7 protein-coding genes are annotated in these 15,051 nt (G+C 75.2%); 6 read left to right on the top strand and 1 reads right to left on the bottom strand.

Annotated elements, in window-relative coordinates; genetic code table 11:
• Window positions 1-74: 74 nt before the first annotated feature.
• Window positions 75-764: a GPP34 family phosphoprotein gene (locus ACFYY8_RS35130; protein ID WP_390048601.1), complete on the bottom strand. Its 690-nt coding sequence runs from the start codon at window positions 762-764 to the stop codon at window positions 75-77.
• A 170-nt stretch (window positions 765-934) separates the two neighbouring features.
• On the opposite strand from ACFYY8_RS35130, the gene ACFYY8_RS35135 reads away from it, so the two are divergent.
• From ACFYY8_RS35135 to ACFYY8_RS35160, 6 genes are all read left to right on the top strand, one after another.
• On the top strand, window positions 935-1,456 hold the full coding sequence (locus tag ACFYY8_RS35135) for a hypothetical protein (protein WP_390048604.1): 522 nt from the start codon (window positions 935-937) through the stop codon (window positions 1,454-1,456).
• 756 nt (window positions 1,457-2,212) lie between these two features.
• A complete protein-coding gene (locus ACFYY8_RS35140) occupies window positions 2,213-3,079 on the top strand; it encodes a DUF4132 domain-containing protein (protein ID WP_390048606.1) in 867 nt (288 codons plus the stop codon).
• Entirely contained in the window at window positions 3,076-8,028 is a 4,953-nt protein-coding gene (locus ACFYY8_RS35145; protein WP_390048608.1) for a DNA-binding protein, read from the top strand. The genes ACFYY8_RS35140 and ACFYY8_RS35145 overlap by 4 nt, the downstream gene beginning before the upstream one ends.
• 180 nt (window positions 8,029-8,208) lie before the next feature.
• Window positions 8,209-9,441, top strand: coding sequence for an AAA family ATPase (locus ACFYY8_RS35150; RefSeq protein ID WP_390048610.1), 1,233 nt, complete (start codon window positions 8,209-8,211; stop codon window positions 9,439-9,441).
• Complete coding sequence (locus ACFYY8_RS35155) at window positions 9,438-13,184, top strand: DUF5682 family protein (RefSeq protein ID WP_390048612.1); 3,747 nt, start codon at window positions 9,438-9,440, stop codon at window positions 13,182-13,184. The genes ACFYY8_RS35150 and ACFYY8_RS35155 overlap by 4 nt, the downstream gene beginning before the upstream one ends.
• Entirely contained in the window at window positions 13,181-15,049 is a 1,869-nt protein-coding gene (locus ACFYY8_RS35160) for a hypothetical protein (protein WP_390048614.1), read from the top strand. Before ACFYY8_RS35155 ends, ACFYY8_RS35160 begins: the two co-directional genes overlap by 4 nt.
• The last annotated feature ends 2 nt before the right edge of the window (window positions 15,050-15,051 follow it).

Consider the following 15,051-nt stretch of genomic DNA (forward strand, 5'->3'; position numbering starts at 1 on the left):
AGGTGGCGGAACGACCCCCCGGGGAGGCGGTCACAAGCGCCCGGGCGGGTGCCCTGACGGCGCTCGCCGCGGGGTCACTCGCCGCCACCGCCGTCGCCGCCTCCACCGCCGCCTCCACTGCGCGGACTCGGTATGGCGCCCCCCAGCACGGTGCTGGTGTCACGCAGGTCCTCGGCGAAGGCCAGCACGGCCCCGACACCGCGGGCGCGGTCCTTGCGTTGCTGCCAGCTCAGCCTGAGACCGAGCTCCCCGGCGAGCCCCGCGCCGTCCACGAGGTCGCTCAGGAACAGCAGACGCTCGTCAAGCGGGGCCCGCTGGTCGTAGACGGCGCTTAATCGGGCGATGAGCGAGCCGCGGGCCGACGGATCAGGATGGTGACGCTCTCCGGCCAGGAACCTGCCGGGCCGGTGACGCAGCAGGCCCAGCTCGATCAGCGCGTCGCGGTGCAGGGCGAGAGCCGCGTGGCGGCGATGGCGCAGCCACTTGTGCATCCCCGCGCCGGACTGCAGCGCGCCCAGCACGTCGTCGGCCCAGCCGAGACCGGTGCGGCCGGTGTCCAGCAGCTCGATCGTGCCGCTGAGGCGGTAGACCTCGAAGCCGAACAGTCTGGACTTACGGACGCGTACCCGCAGCCTGCGGCGCAGTGCGAGTTCGCCGAGCTCAGCGGCGGCGCAGCCGTAGGCCGCCTGCTCGGAGTCACGCACCCTGCCGGACTCCTGATGCGCGAGGAGCAGGAACTCCCCAGGCAGGGGCAAGTGCCACATGGGTTCATTATGTGCCGCGGAAGATCGCCGCGAGGCTCAACGCGCGAGCCGGATCGCGGGCACCGTGGGGCCTTTCGGCGCGAGGTCTCCGAGGACACCGCGCGTTGCCACCGAAGGTCGGTGATCAGTAGGTTCACGGCACCGAGGATCGAGCGGGAGGGGTTGCCGAGGTGCTCACATTGACGGCGGTCGCCGAAGACCCGCTTGCCCTGACGCGTCACCTGAACCTGAATGACGGTTCGGAGGTCGTCTTCCGGCCGCTCGTGCACACCGACGCGGAGCGTCTTGCCGGCTTCCTCGAGGGGCTGTCCGCCGAATCGAGGCGACTGAGCACCTTCGACGGGTACGACCTCGGGGCCGCCAGGAAGCTGTGTGACGCGATCGCGCGTTACGACAAGCTCAGGCTGGTGCTTGAGGACGTGTCGTCCGGCAGGGTCGTCGGCCTCGTCGAATTCGGTCTCGACCTCCATCCGGCTGACCTGGTCGGGCGCCGTACCGGGAACCAGGCGGAACTCGGGCTGTCCGGCCGGTGTCCCGGTGCGGCCTGCTTCCGCCGTGTTCCGGTGGCACCTCCTGATCGGGAGGCGGGCAACCCGCGTCCGACCGAACCGGCCCGGCGTCGTCGTCGGCGGTTCGGTCGCCGCTCAAGGGCCGAGTTTCACCGAGCGGTTTCGCCGCCGCGCCATCGGTGACGGTTACGGGTTTTGACCGGCTCCTCACCGTCCGCCATACCGGAAAGTCAGGGCGGTGTTCATCGGGCGCCGATGATTTCCGGTCAAAGGTAATTGGGCGCGCTTTCGGCTGGTGGCGACCGTATGTGAATGTGTTTCGCCTGACGGTCGCGGCCGTGGTCACCTGGGGTCGGCCGGATACCGGCCGTGACGGCGCCCGAGAGGTAGGGCTCCGTGTCGCTTCGGGTAAGCGCGTGAAACAAACTATGTATGACAGAAATGTCTTTTTATTTACTAAGTCTCGATAAATGGTTATTTTGGGTGTTGAGCCGGTTTGTGGTGGACGGAAACAGGGAGACGGGGCGCATGGGGGAGTCCGGTGACCAGGACGATCCGGTTGGTTTCGATGTTCGGCATCTCGGGGGGACGACGGCGCGGGAAACCGGGCCGTCCGGCCGGACGCCGCCTCCCGCACGCCGGTGACGGGTGGCTCCGGCAGCGGTGACCCCCTGAGCCGCAACGGCCCCCGGCCCTTCGCGCCCCGGCGCCGAAGGCCGGGCGCCCGGCACTCCTGACAGGGGACGGACAAGGACCCCGCGCGGCGCACGCGCGGGCACGGGCCCCGGCGCGTTCCACACCGGAAACCGGGGCGTACGGCCGACGTGGCAGGCCGTCGAGTACGGGATTGTCGGTGCGGGGCATTAGCGTTCCGCGCATCACCGTCACAGGTACCGATCCCTGAGGGCGGATTCGTGTCGTGTCGAGAGGTGGGGAGCGTTGGGCTGGCTGTCGGCGGGCGACGGGTACGAGGTCGCCCTCGTGGAGGGCCGGGTGGTGGCGAGGTCCACCTCCGGAAGGGCTGCGGGAAGGCAGCTGAAGTCGCTGCCGAAGCAGGTGCGCGAGCACCCCGAGGCGGAACGGCTGCGCCGCCTCACCGAGTGGCTCGACCGGCACGCCGCCGCCTGCCTGGCGCAGGCCGACACCTGGATGGTCTCCTCCCTGCCCGTCCCCACCGGCCTGGTGGCCGCGGTCTGGCCCGACGAGGCCTGGCAGTCGGTGCTGCGCGACCTCGTGGTGGTCGGCGACGACCCGGAGGAGGCGGGCTTCCTGCGCGACGTCACCGCCACGGGCGAGCTGCGGGTGGTCAACCTCGACGGCGAGACCGTACGGCTGTCGCCGCTGACGGTCACCCTGCCGCACCCCGTCCTGCTGCCCGACCTCGACGAGCTGAGGGAGTTCGCCGCGGAGCTGGGCATCGTCCAGCGCGTCGAGCAGATCCACCGGGCGACCTGGGCCAGGCCCGCCGAGCCCGCCGACCGGGTCGCCGAGGTGACGGAGTTCTCCGGCGGCGGCTTCGACTCCCGGTTCGGCCTCGCGGCCAGGGCGGCCTCGCTGGGCTACCGGGTCTCCGGCGGCTACGTCACCTGCGCGGCGCGCGACGCCGGGGGCGTCACCGAGGCGTCGGTGTGGATCGGCGAACCCTACTGGGACGGCGAGACGGAGACGGGCGGCCTGACCTGGCAGGGCCACGACGGCAGGAAACTGTCGGAGCGCGAGGTCGGCCCGGTCGCCTGGTCGGAGGGGATGCGGATGGCGGCGGCCCTCTACGCGGGGCGGACGGTCGAGGAAGGAAGGGACGCGTGAACGGGGACATGCCGACGGAGGGCGCCGCGACGGCGACGGGAGACGGGGCACGCGAGCTGCTCGACGCCGGAGCCGTCCTCCTCCCGGGGGCCGACGGCGGCGACGAACGGGCGGTCGCGCTCACCGCGCGCCCCTACCGGCACCCGGGGCTCGACGGCCGGGTGGTCGTCCGCCTGGTCACCGAGGACCTGGGGGTCGCGGAGGACGCCGCAGCGGGCTTCCTCGGGCTGGAGGCCGCGGGCGAGCCGGTCGTGGTCGGGGTCGGCCTGCGGCGCTCACTCGGCTTCCCCGAGTGGGTGCTGGTGCACCACCCCCACGACGGCCACCACGCGCTCGCCGTCGTGCCCGAGCTCGAACGCACCGCCAGGCAGGCCAGGACGAAGCCGAAGGCCGCCCTCGACGCCTACCTGCGCCTGGCCGCGCAGCTCGCCGGATCGGTCCCGCACTTCCTGCCCACCTTCTTCGAGGAGGCGGGCCGGGCCTTCCTCGCCGCGGAGAACGTCACCTACGCGGCGCAGATGTTCGGCCAGGCGCGCAGAGCCGAGGCCGAGCACGGCCTGCCGGTCGACGAGGAACGCCTCGACGCGGTCTTCCTGGAGTTCGCGCTCGCCGGGGCGCTGCCGGTCAAGGCGCTGTCCGGATACGCCAAGGAGCTGGCCGCCAGGGTGCCCGCCCAGGAGGCGCTGCGCAGGTTCCGCGGCCTGTGCGTGCGCCGTACGGCGGGCGGCCTGGCACCGTCGACCCAGATGGCGGGTGACCTGCGGCGTCTGGCCAAGGCGGCGGGCAGGGACGCCGAGGCCGAGGAGCAGGACTATCTCGCCGAACTGCTCGGCCTGCCCGCGACCGCCGGGGCTCCGCTCGGCTGGTGGAAGGCGCACCGCTCCGCCCTGGTCGCCCTTGGCGCCCGGGACGCCTCCGTGCGCGGGGCGCTGCTCAACCTCATGCCCCGTGGCGACGAGCGGCAGCTGCCCGCCCTCTGGCTTGAGATCCTCAAGGAGTCGGGGGCCGACGCCGGCCTCGGCGAGGGGGAGGTGACCCCGCAGGAACGGCCGGGCGACGGCGCCGCGGGCTGGCTCAGGCGCTTCCAACGGCTCTGGAGCCCGGGCTGGCAGGCGGAGCCGCGCCTGATGGGCCTGTACGACCTGGTGGGACAGATCGCGGGACGGCTGCGCGCCGAGCTGGCCGAGGCGGGCGAGAGCCTGACGATCAAGCTCGACGTCGACCTGCTCGACCTGCTGCTGGCCGAGGGGGTGCCGGTCGCCGCCCCCGGAGACGACGCCGCCCTGCTGCTCGAACCGTGGGCGCGGGGCGAAGGACAGCGCGACCTGCTCGCCCTGGCCGCCGACCCCCGCTTCACCGCGGCCTTCGACCAGGCCGCCGACCGGTTCCGCGACGACGAGGACGGCAGGCGGGCGGTGCGCGTGCTCGCGGCCTCCCCGGGCGGCAGGCCGATGCTGGCCCGCTGGATGCGGGCGGTCGCGGGCCGTTCGTTCACCATGGGCCTGCCGCAGCTGCCCGACGCCCTCAGAAGGCTCACCTGGCTGCCCGCCGAAGGCCTCGTCCTGGCCGCGGAGGAGGTCGCCGCGGTCGCGCGGGCGGACCTCGCCGCCGAACTGGCCAGGACCCTGCGCGGCGGTCTCGTCGACGAACTCGGCTGGCCCGCCTGGGAGGAGGCGATCGCCGCGCTCGTCAGCCCGAAGGACCTCGACGAGATCGAGGTCGCCGACGCCTGGCCCCACCTGGTCGTCTCCGGCCCCTCCCAGGCCAGGGTCATCGGCGCCGAGGGCACCGTGCTCGTCCACGACCTGCGCAGGCCGCCCGCCGACGTCTACGGCGACCCCGGCTTCCACTACGTGGACGGCGAGCTGCTGGTCTACTGGAACGCCTACGGCGCGGGCGACCAGCTGCGCGGATACTGGCACTCCTCAGCCGGGTCGCTGCGCACCCTCCAGGGACGGGCCGGGATATGGGCGCTGCGCAACGACCTGGTGACCCTGCCGTTGCCCGGCGGCGGCCGGACGACGGGCGCGGGCGTCATCCACCAGGGAGACACCGTCGTGCCCGCCAGGAGCAACCTGATCAGCGACGGAACCTCCTTCTGGGTGCCCGACCAGCAGGGCGACGGCTGGCGCGAGTACGACCCGGTCAGCGGGACGTACGGCAGGCCCGGGCTTCCCGGCTTCCTCGCCGACGCCGTGCGCTCGGCCCCGCCCGGCGGTGCGTTCGACGGCGGCTGGCTGCTGCCCCTCCCCTCGGCCGAGGCGACCCCGGTCGCCGTCCCGGTCGACGGGCTGCTCGGCTGGCGGGTGGTCCGTCTGCCCGGCGGAGGCCTGCGCGGAGAGGACCTCGCGGGACGCGTCGTCACCCTGCCCGGCGACCGGGAGACCCTCTCGGGTGCCGTGACCTTCCCCGGGGACGACCGGCCGCGCGCCCTCGTCGAGAGCTACCCCAGGATCAAGCTCGTCGATCCCGAGGGGGTCGTCGTCGCGGTCGTGACCGTGGGCCGGGAGCCCGGCATGTTCGCCGAGGGCACCGCGATGCTGCCGCCGCCGCGCTACTGGCGCTGCCTGCGCCCCCGCGACCCCGAGGGCTCCCTCGCGCTGCGCCGGATCGACACCGAGACCGCGGTCGCCCTGCTGAAGGCCGCCGTCTGCGCCGAGTGCGAACGGCAGGGACAGCCGGTCCAGGCGGTGCGGGAGGAACTGCACGCGCAGGTCCGCGCACTGCTGCCCCAGGTCAGGGACGAGGCGCTGATCGCGGGAATCGCCGGAGTCGCCCGGTTCGCCGCCGCCCAGCAGATCACCCTGGACGCCGTGGCGACCAGGCTCGGCCGTGCCCTGGCGGGCGGCCACGAGGACCGGGCGCCGTCCGGCCCCCCCGACCAGGTGCTCGCCCGCGCCCTCAACGGCCTGGGCGTCTCCGGCCCCTGGTGGTACGGCAACGCCTCCCACGACTCCTTCCAGCAGCTGAGGACGATCGGCGGGGTCCTGCGTTCCGCCTCGGCCGACACGGTCCCCGAGGAGAGCCCGGCCGCGGTCCAGGGCGTCGCCCTCCACTTCGACGGGCCGCAGCTGCCGGAGACCTCCCTCAGATGGGAGCCCCTGCTCGACCGCTGCGCCGCCGTCGCCTACCGCGCCGTCTCCGCCGCCTTCGAACCCGGGCACACCGAGGCGACGCACGAGCTGCTCCGTGAGATCGGCGCGCTCGGCCTCGGCTCCGCCGCCGAACCCGCCGTCTGGCGCCGCATGTCACTGCACCTCGACGACAAGTGGCTCGTCGACGCGGGAGGGAACCGGCGCGAGGGCACCTGGTGCGGAGTGCTGACCCTGCCGGACGGGGCCTTCATCGCCTTCCAGAACAACTCCCTCGACAACGGCGGCTGCGACTTCACCGCGCTCTTCCACGACCCGTCCGGCCGCTTCGACGTCCCGCCGCCCTACACCGAGCGTCTCTCGGCGCCGGTCGGTGAGGACCGCGAGGACGGCTGGATCGACGGGCTGCTCGCCCTGTGGGCCGAACACGGCCCCGCCCCCTGGCGGCCGGAGGCCGCGGAGGAGTTCGCCCGCCTCACCGGTGTCACCCTGACGACGGCCAGGCTGGTCGTCGCGGGCCTGCCGTACGTCGACAGCCACGACCGGGGCTTCCTGCCGACGGCGGTGAGGACCGGGCTCGGGCTGAAGGCCGCAGACGCCGTCGTCGCCAGGGACGAACTGCGCGAGCTGGACGCCACCGTCCGCAGGCAGGTCGTCGCGGCGCTGCTGCCCGCCGACCCCGCGACGCTGTGGACGGACGGCCCGGACGTCGCGGCGGCGGCGCGGGTGTGGAACGAAAAGGTCGGCAGGCGGGTGGCCGTCCCCGAGTGGATCGTCTCCGAGGCCTCCCACGCGGTGCGGACCCCCTGGGAGCCGAGCCGCGCGCTTCCCGCGCTGCTCGACCCCGCCTCCGCGCCCGAGCTGAGCGGAGACCTGCGCTGGCGGGTGTACCGCGACCGGGTCTCCCCGATCGAGGAGGGGACCGTGGGCTTCACCGAGTCCACGCTCGTCAGCGTGGTCGCCGTGATGGCCTGGCTCGCCCACCGGCTGCCCGCGGGAGACCCGGTGCGGGCCGTGCTGCCCGCCGCGCTGGCCACGGTCAGGGAACGGCTGGCCAACCCCGACCTGATGCTCAGCCTGGGCCGCTACGTCAACCTGCCCGGCTTCAGGAAGGTCGCGGGAACCCCCAGCGAGGTCGCGGACGGGTGGGAGCGCTACGGCGCCGTGATCATGGCCACCCACGACAACCAGCCCGCTCCGGGCATCAGGATGGCCCTGCTCGACGCCTCGGGGGAGGACCCCTACCTGCCCGCCCTGCGAGCCCTCGCCGGGGAGGCCGGGGCGCCGTTCCCGGTCGAGCTGGCGCTGCGAGCCGCCAGGGACACACGTTTCGAGGCGCTCCTGGCGGACCCGGGCGACCCGGCCCAGGGTGAGCGGGCGGCCGACGGCACCTGGTGGCCGCAGGACCCCTCCCGTTCGGCGCCCGAGCTGGTCTCCGAGGTCGTCGCCGAGTACGGCATCGGCGCGGACGCGGCCACGCTCTACCTGATCCTGCTGGCGATGCCGGACCCCACCGACAGGAACGTCGCCCGGTGGACCGGCTGGAAGCCCGCCCGGCTGAAGGCGGCCCGCGCCGAGCTGGCCGCGACGGAGCTGGTGGTCGAGGCCAGCCGGGTCAGGGCGGGGCGTTCACTGTTCCTGCCGGGCGCCTGGACCGACCTCAAGACGCCGCGTCTGCCGTTCGAGCAGTGGAAGGCCCCGCTGTACGACCTGATCAGCGGAGAGAGCGCGCAGCTGGGGGTGGTCGTGCCCATCGAGCCTGCGGCCGCCCTCCACGCCAGGGCGTGGCGGCGCGTCCGCGACGGGGACGTTCCCCGTTTCGAGGAGCTCCGCATCCGGCGCGGCAGGCGCCGCTGAACCCCATGACGTCACGGTCCGAGCCTCTCGCCTGAGCCCCGGCCGGGATCAACGGAGGGGGCGAGGAACGGCCCCGGGACGGATGTCGAAGCCGCCCCCGGGGCGCCCCGCGCCCCCACCACCGCACCATCCACACGACACGCCCTCCCGAGGGGCGCGAGACACGAAGGACCTCCCTCCATGACCACGACGCGACAGGTGGCGCCCGACGCGACCTCGGACGGGGTTCCCCCGGCCAGGCAGGCACGGCCGGCCGAGGAGCGCCACGCCACCGAGCTCGCCTTCCTCGCGGCGTACGACGACGGCCCCCGCCCGCCGGGCTGGGCGCTGACCCCGCGGGCGGTGGTCACGTTCATCTGCGGCAGCGGCGGCGAACCCCTCGAACTGCCGAAGGGGCGCCGCTCCGGCGCCGACGTCACCACCCCGGGCGACGGCACCCCGGGCGACGGCCAGGCGCCGCCGTCCCGGCTCGTGGTCGAAGCCAAGTTCGTCGGTGAGCGCGCCCTGGTCGAGCGCTGCGTGGTCACCCTCGCGGGCGAGCGCGGGCTGCTGCTCGTCGGCGAGCCGGGCACCGCCAAGTCGATGCTCTCCGAACTGCTCGCCGCCGCCGTCTGCGGCACGAGCGCCCTCACCGTGCAGGGCACGGCGGGCACGACGGAGGACGCCTTCCGATACGGCTGGAACTACGCCCTGCTGCTCGCCCAGGGGCCGAGCCCTCAGGCGCTGGTCGCCTCCCCGGTGCTGACCGCCATGCGCTCCGGGCGCGTCGCCAGGGTCGAGGAGATCACCCGTTGCCTGCCCGAGGTGCAGGACGCCCTGGTGTCGATCCTGTCCGACCGCCGTGTCAGCGTGCCCGAACTGGCCGGCACCCCGGACGCCCAGGTCGCGGCGGCCCCCGGCTTCACCGTGATCGCCACGGCGAACCTGCGTGACCGGGGTGTCTCCGAGATGTCGGCGGCGCTCAAACGCCGGTTCAACTTCGAGACCGTCAACCCCATCGCCGACCCCGAGGCCGAGACCGCCCTGGTGCGTGGCCAGGCCACGGCCGTGGTCGGGCGGGCGGGCGCCGCCTTCCGCGTGGACGACGCGGTGCTGGACGCCCTGGTCACGGTCTTCCGCGATCTGCGTTCCGGCCGTTCGGCCGAGGGCTGGGACGTCGAACGGCCGGGAACGGTGATGTCGACCGCCGAGGCGGTGCAGGTCGCGGCCTCCCTGGGGGTCGCGGCCGCCTACCTGCCCTCGGGGGACGTCCTCGACCTGGTGCCCGGCCATCTGCTCGGCGTGGTCCGCAAGGACGACCCCGCCGACCATTCGAGGCTGCTCGGCTACTGGGACGGCCCGGTACGGCGCCGCGCCGAGGACGGCTCCGCGATGTGGCGCCGCCTGTGGGACCTGCGGGAGAACCTGCGTTGACCACCGGAGAAGGCCGGGGGAACGGGGCCCCCGAGGACACGACGGACGTCTCCCGGGAGCCGGAGAGCGGTTCCCGGGCGGCGGGCGGCCCTGGAAGGGCGGCCGACGGTCCCCGGCGGGCCGTCGACACGTTGGCCTCCTGCGCCCGGCCGTACCTCCTGGGGGTTCGCCACCACAGCCCCGCGCTGGCGGCGGTCGTGCCGGCGCTGCTCGCGGAGGCCGGGGCTGAGGTGGTCTGCGTGGAACTGCCCGCCGACTTCCAGCCGTGGCTGGTCCACCTGGCCGATCCGGCGACCGTCGCGCCGGTGGCCCTGGCCGGGACCGGGGAGGACGGCAGGCTCGGGTTCTACCCCTTCGCCGACTTCTCCCCGGAGCTGGCCGCCGTCCGCTGGGCGAGGGAGCACGGGGCCGAGGTGCTCTGCTGCGACCTTCCGCTGTCCGCCCCGGCCACGGCGCGGGACGGGGCACGCGTCCTGTCCGCCCGCGCCCAGACGGGCCGGGCCGGGGTCGCCGCCAGGCCGGGTTCCGAGGAACCCGAGATCTCCGAGCCCCCCGGAACCCCCGCGGGCCACGGGGACGCCCCGGACACGACCCTCCGGGCGGGGAACGCGTTCGCCGACGGGCTCACCGCCTCCTGCACCGGCAGGCAGGGCGACGACATGTGGGACCGCGCGGTCGAGGTGCTCGCCCCCGGCTGCTCCCCCGAGGAGGTGCGCCGGGCCGCGCTCGGCGTCGGCTGGGCACTGCGTCAGGACGCCGAGTCCGCCGGAGGCGTGCCCTCTGCCGACCTGGCCCGTGAGGCGCACATGCGCGAGGTGATCGCCGGAGCCCTGGCCCGTGGGGCGCGGGTCGCCGCGGTCGTCGGCGCCTTCCACGCCCCCGCGCTGCTCCTCGCGGAGGAGGAGCCTGGCGCCGCGGCCTCCGCGCAGGGGCAGGCCGCCGCGCGGGTCCCCGCCCCGGAGGCCGTCCCGGCCGCGACGTCGCTGGTGCCGTACGCCTTCGACCTGCTCGACTCCCGCTCCGGCTACCCGGCGGGCATCCGGGACCCTCGCTGGCAGCAGGAGGTCTTCACGGCCGGAGGAGACCCGGACAGGGTCAGGGACGTCGCGGCCCGCGCGATCACCGGCGTGTGCAGGAGACTGCGCGAGGCCGGGCACACCGCGGGCACCGGAGAGGCCGTGGAGACGCTGCGGGTCGCCTGCGACCTGGCACGCCTGCGCGGGCTGCCCGCGCCGGGCCGGGGAGAGATCGTCGAGGCGGTGACCATGGTGCTCGGCCAGGGCGAACCCCTGGGCCGGGGCAGGGCACTCGCCCGCGCCCTGGAGGCCGTCCTCGTCGGCGCCGAACGCGGCAGGACCGCCCCGGGCACGCCCCGCTCCGGGCTCGGCCCCGCCGTCGAGGCCGAACTGGCGGCGCTGAAACTGCCCTGCCCGGACAACCCCGACGCCAGGGAGGTCCGGCTCGACCCGCTCCGCTCCGACCTGGACGGCCGCCGCGAGATCCTGCTGCAACGCCTCCTGGTGTGCGGGGTCGGGTACGGCAAGCAGATCGAGGTCACCGGGACGGGGGACGCCTCCGCGCTCACCACCCGCTGGCGGCTCTCGTGGACCCCCTCCGTCGCGGCCCTGCTCGACCTGGCGGGCATCCGCGGCGTCACCGCGGAGGCGGCGGCGGCGGGCACCCTGCGCGAGAACTTCCGCCGGGAGTCCGCGGAGGGCGGGCCGACCTGCGAGCTGATCCTGACGGGACTGCGCGCCGCGGCCGTCTGCGACCTGCCCGGCCTCGTCGCGGACCGGCTCGAGGACGCCGCGGCCGTGCTCCCCGCGACCGCCGGACTCCCCGACCTGCTGCGGGCGCTCGACCTGCTGGAGGCGCTGCGGAGACGGCACCTGCCGGGCACCACCCCGCACAGCAGGGAGCAGGCGGCCGAACTCGCCGCGACCCTGCTGGACGCCGCCGTCCGCGCGCTGCCCGGTCTGGTCGGCAGCGACCGGCACGAGGACGCCGCCGCCCTCGTCGCGCTCGTGACCCGGGCGGGTGAGCACCGCCTCAGCATGCGCATGGACGACGTGCTCGCCACCCTGGCGAAGGAGGGGTCCCCGCTCATGCAGGGGGCGGCGCTCGCCGCCAGGGTCCTGCTCGACCTGGACGAACCACGCACCCTCGGCACCCGCGCCGCGGGGTGGATCGACACCGCGACCGGGCCCGAGGGGCGTCACCGCCTGTCCCGCCTGGTCACCGGCCTGCTCACCGCGGCCGGGCCGCTGCTGCAGTCGGCGACGCCGGTGTTCGAACCGCTGCTCGACCGCGTCGACGGCCTCGCCGACCGCGAGTTCCTCGACCGGCTGCCCGCCCTGCGCGGGGGATTCGACACGCTCACCCCGGCCGCCCGTGACCGGCTGCTGCTGGCCGTGACCGACCGGCTCGGTGACCGCGTCGATCTGGCACTGGGCGCGCCACCGGCGCTGCTCGCGCTGTGGACGGCGGCGGACGCCGCCGGGCTGGCCGCCCTCGGCGCCCTCGGAGTCCCCCTGCCGTCTCCGAACCCCGAGGAGACGGACGCCGGAGAAGAGGGACCGCCGGCCGTCCGCGACCCCGGCACGCCGTCACGGGCGGCCCGGAGGCTCACCCCGGCCGACAGGTGGCGTCTGCTGCTCGGCAGGGAGACCGGACGGCTCCCCGAGGACGCCCGCCGCTACGCCCACGCGCTCGACGAGCTGTACGGCGGCGGCCGGGGAGAGGGGGCGGACGACCTGGCGGCAGGGCAGGGCGGACAGGCCGGTGGCCAGGGGGCCTCCTTCCCCGGGGCCCGCGAGTGGGCCGCCGAGCTGGACGCCCTGTTCGGGCCCGAGGTCCGTGAGGAGGTGCTGGCCAGGGCCGCGGACGAGGGACGGACCGACGTGCTGTCCGTGCTCGACCCGGACGCGGTGCGTCCCTCGGTGGAGCTGCTGACCTCGGTCCTGTCCCTGGCGGGCGGCCTGCCGGAGCAGCAGCTGGCCAGGTTGAGACCGCTGGTGCGGCGCCTCGTCGCCGAACTGTCGCGCGAGCTCGCCACCCGCCTGCGCCCCGCGCTTACCGGCCTGTCGACGCCCCGGCAGAGCCGCCGCCGCAACGGCAGGCTCAACCTGCCCGCCACGCTGAGGGCCAACCTGGCGCACACCCGCAGGAACGCCGACGGCGGGTTCGTCGTCGTCCCCGAACGGCCGATCTTCTACACCTCGGTCCGCAAGGAGGCGGACTGGCGGTTGATCTTCGTGGTCGACGTGTCCGGGTCGATGGAGGCCTCGGTCGTCTGGTCCGCGCTGACCGCCGCCGTCCTCGGGGGCGTGCCGACGCTCTCGACCCACTTCCTCGCCTTCTCCACACAGGTGATCGACCTGACCGGCCAGGTGGCCGACCCGCTGTCCCTGCTGCTGGAGGTCCAGGTCGGCGGGGGCACCCACATCGCCGCCGGACTCGCCCACGCGCGGTCCCTGGTCACCGTGCCCAGCCGGACGCTCGTCGTCGTGGTCAGCGACTTCGAGGAGGGCTACCCGATCGGGGGCCTGCTCGGAGAGGTCCGCTCCCTCGTCTCGTCGGGAGTGCACCTGCTGGGGTGCGCCGCGCTCGACGACACGGGGGCACCCCGTTACTCGGTGCCCGTCGCCCAGCAACTGGTCGCCGCGGGCATGCCCGTCGCCGCGCTCAGCCCGCTCGCCCTCGCCCGCTGGGTCGGCGACCGCCTCAGAGGAGAGAACCGTTGACCCCGCCCGCCGTACGGCTGCCGCAGGTCGAACCGCACGTGGCCGCGACCGCGGTCGAGAACCTCACCCCCCGGCTGCGCAAGAGACTGGAGGAGGCGGTCGGACGCTGCGCGGGCCTGCCCATGACAGAGGAGCGGGGCCGCGTCTCGGTCAGCTGGGGGGAGGACGCGGTGGTCACCCTCAGCCCGGCGGGGACGGGCGTCGTCACCGACCCGGCGGCGGCGCTGTGCAGCTGCCTGCTGGCGCCGCGCTGCCTGCACCTGGCGGCCGTCCTCAGCGCCTGCCCGATCGCGGAGGGCGGCCCCGCCGACGACCCGGTCGCGGAGACGACCGAGCCCGTCCTCGCGGAGACGCCCCAGGCCGAGACATCCCCGGCTGAGACACCGCAGGCGAGGAGGCCCGCTCAGGGACAGGTCGCGGCGGCGGCCGAGCTGTGGGCCGCGGGCACGGCCGTGCTGGCGGCCGGGGTGCCGGGAGCGGGGGCGCTGCTCCAGGCCGAGCTGCTCAGGGCCGCGCACACCGCCAGGCTCGCCGGGCTGCCCAGGGCGGAGGCCGCGGCGCTGCGCGTCGTCGGCGGCGTGCGCGCCGCCCGCGAACGCCAGGACGGCCACCGCCTGTCCGACCTGGTCTCCGCGCTCGGCGACCTGCTGCTGACCTCCGGCAGGCTCGCGGCCTCCGACCCGGACCCGGCCCTGGTCGGCACCGCCCGCCGCGCCTACCGTCAGGGCGAGGGACTGCGCGTCTACGGGGTCTGCCGGGAACCGGTGATCAGCGCGACCGGCTACGGCGGGGTGGTCACGCACCTCGTCACCGAGGACGGCCGCTGGTTCTCCGTCGCCGACGTCAGGCCGGGAGGGCCGGCCCGCGCGAAGGGGGCGGGCACGGCGGCCGTCGCGCTCGGCTCCGCGGCCCTGAACCACGCGCAACTGGCCAGGGGAGGCCTGCTGATCTCCGGCGCGACGGTCTCCCCGGAAGGGCGACTCGGTTCGGGAAAGGGCGTCAGGGCCACCTCCGTCACGAGACCGCCCTGGTCGCAGGGGCCGCTGGAGGCGCTGTTCTCCCGGCCCCTGGCCCAGGCGGCGGACCTGAGCCTCGCCGAGGAGGCCTGGCGTGAACCACGGGAGACCGACGAGACGAACCGGCCGGTCGGCTGCGACCTGATGGTCGTCGGAGCCGTCGGGGAGCTGCTGCTCGCCCGCGAGCTGTCTCCCGGGGGAGAGGCGCAGGACGGGCCGCTGATCCGCCTGATGGCCGCGAGCTCCGACCCCGGCCTCGCCCACGTCGCCAACCTGCGGCAGCTGGCCTCCCGGCCGGGGCTGCGGGTCAGGGTCCTCGGGCGGCTCGACCCCGACAGGGCGGCGACCATGCGCCCGCTGGCGGTCGGGCCGGTCCCGGGGGCGGGGGTGACACTTCGCCTGCCCGCCGAGTGGCACGGTCACGCCGACCTCGGCTACGACCGGCTGAGCGGCTCCCACCTTCCCTCCCGTGAGGCCTGCGCGCAGGACGGGCCGGTCGGGGACGAGGCGCCGGGCCCCGACCCGGTGGCCGGCTCACCGCTGTGGCGGGTGCGCCGCCTGGTCGAGCTGGCCGTGACCGGCGGCAGGAGGGCGCTCGCCGAGTCCGCCAGAGGTGGCGACTGCCTCGCCCAGCGGGCCTCGCTCCGCCGGGCCGGCTTCGGCACCGCGGCGGAACTGGTCGGCGCGCTCGGCGCCGAGGCCGACCGCCGTGCCCGTGACGTGTTCGGCCGCCTGACGGACACCGGGGGCGACCGTTACGCCTGGGCGTGGCTGGCCGCCGCCCTCCACCTCGCCGCCACCGAACGGGCGCTGGTCAGGGCCTCCTGGCAGCCGGAGCGCCCCGGCTGAGG

This window comes from Streptosporangium sp. NPDC001559, from assembly GCF_042893955.1.
Classification (GTDB): domain Bacteria; phylum Actinomycetota; class Actinomycetes; order Streptosporangiales; family Streptosporangiaceae; genus Streptosporangium.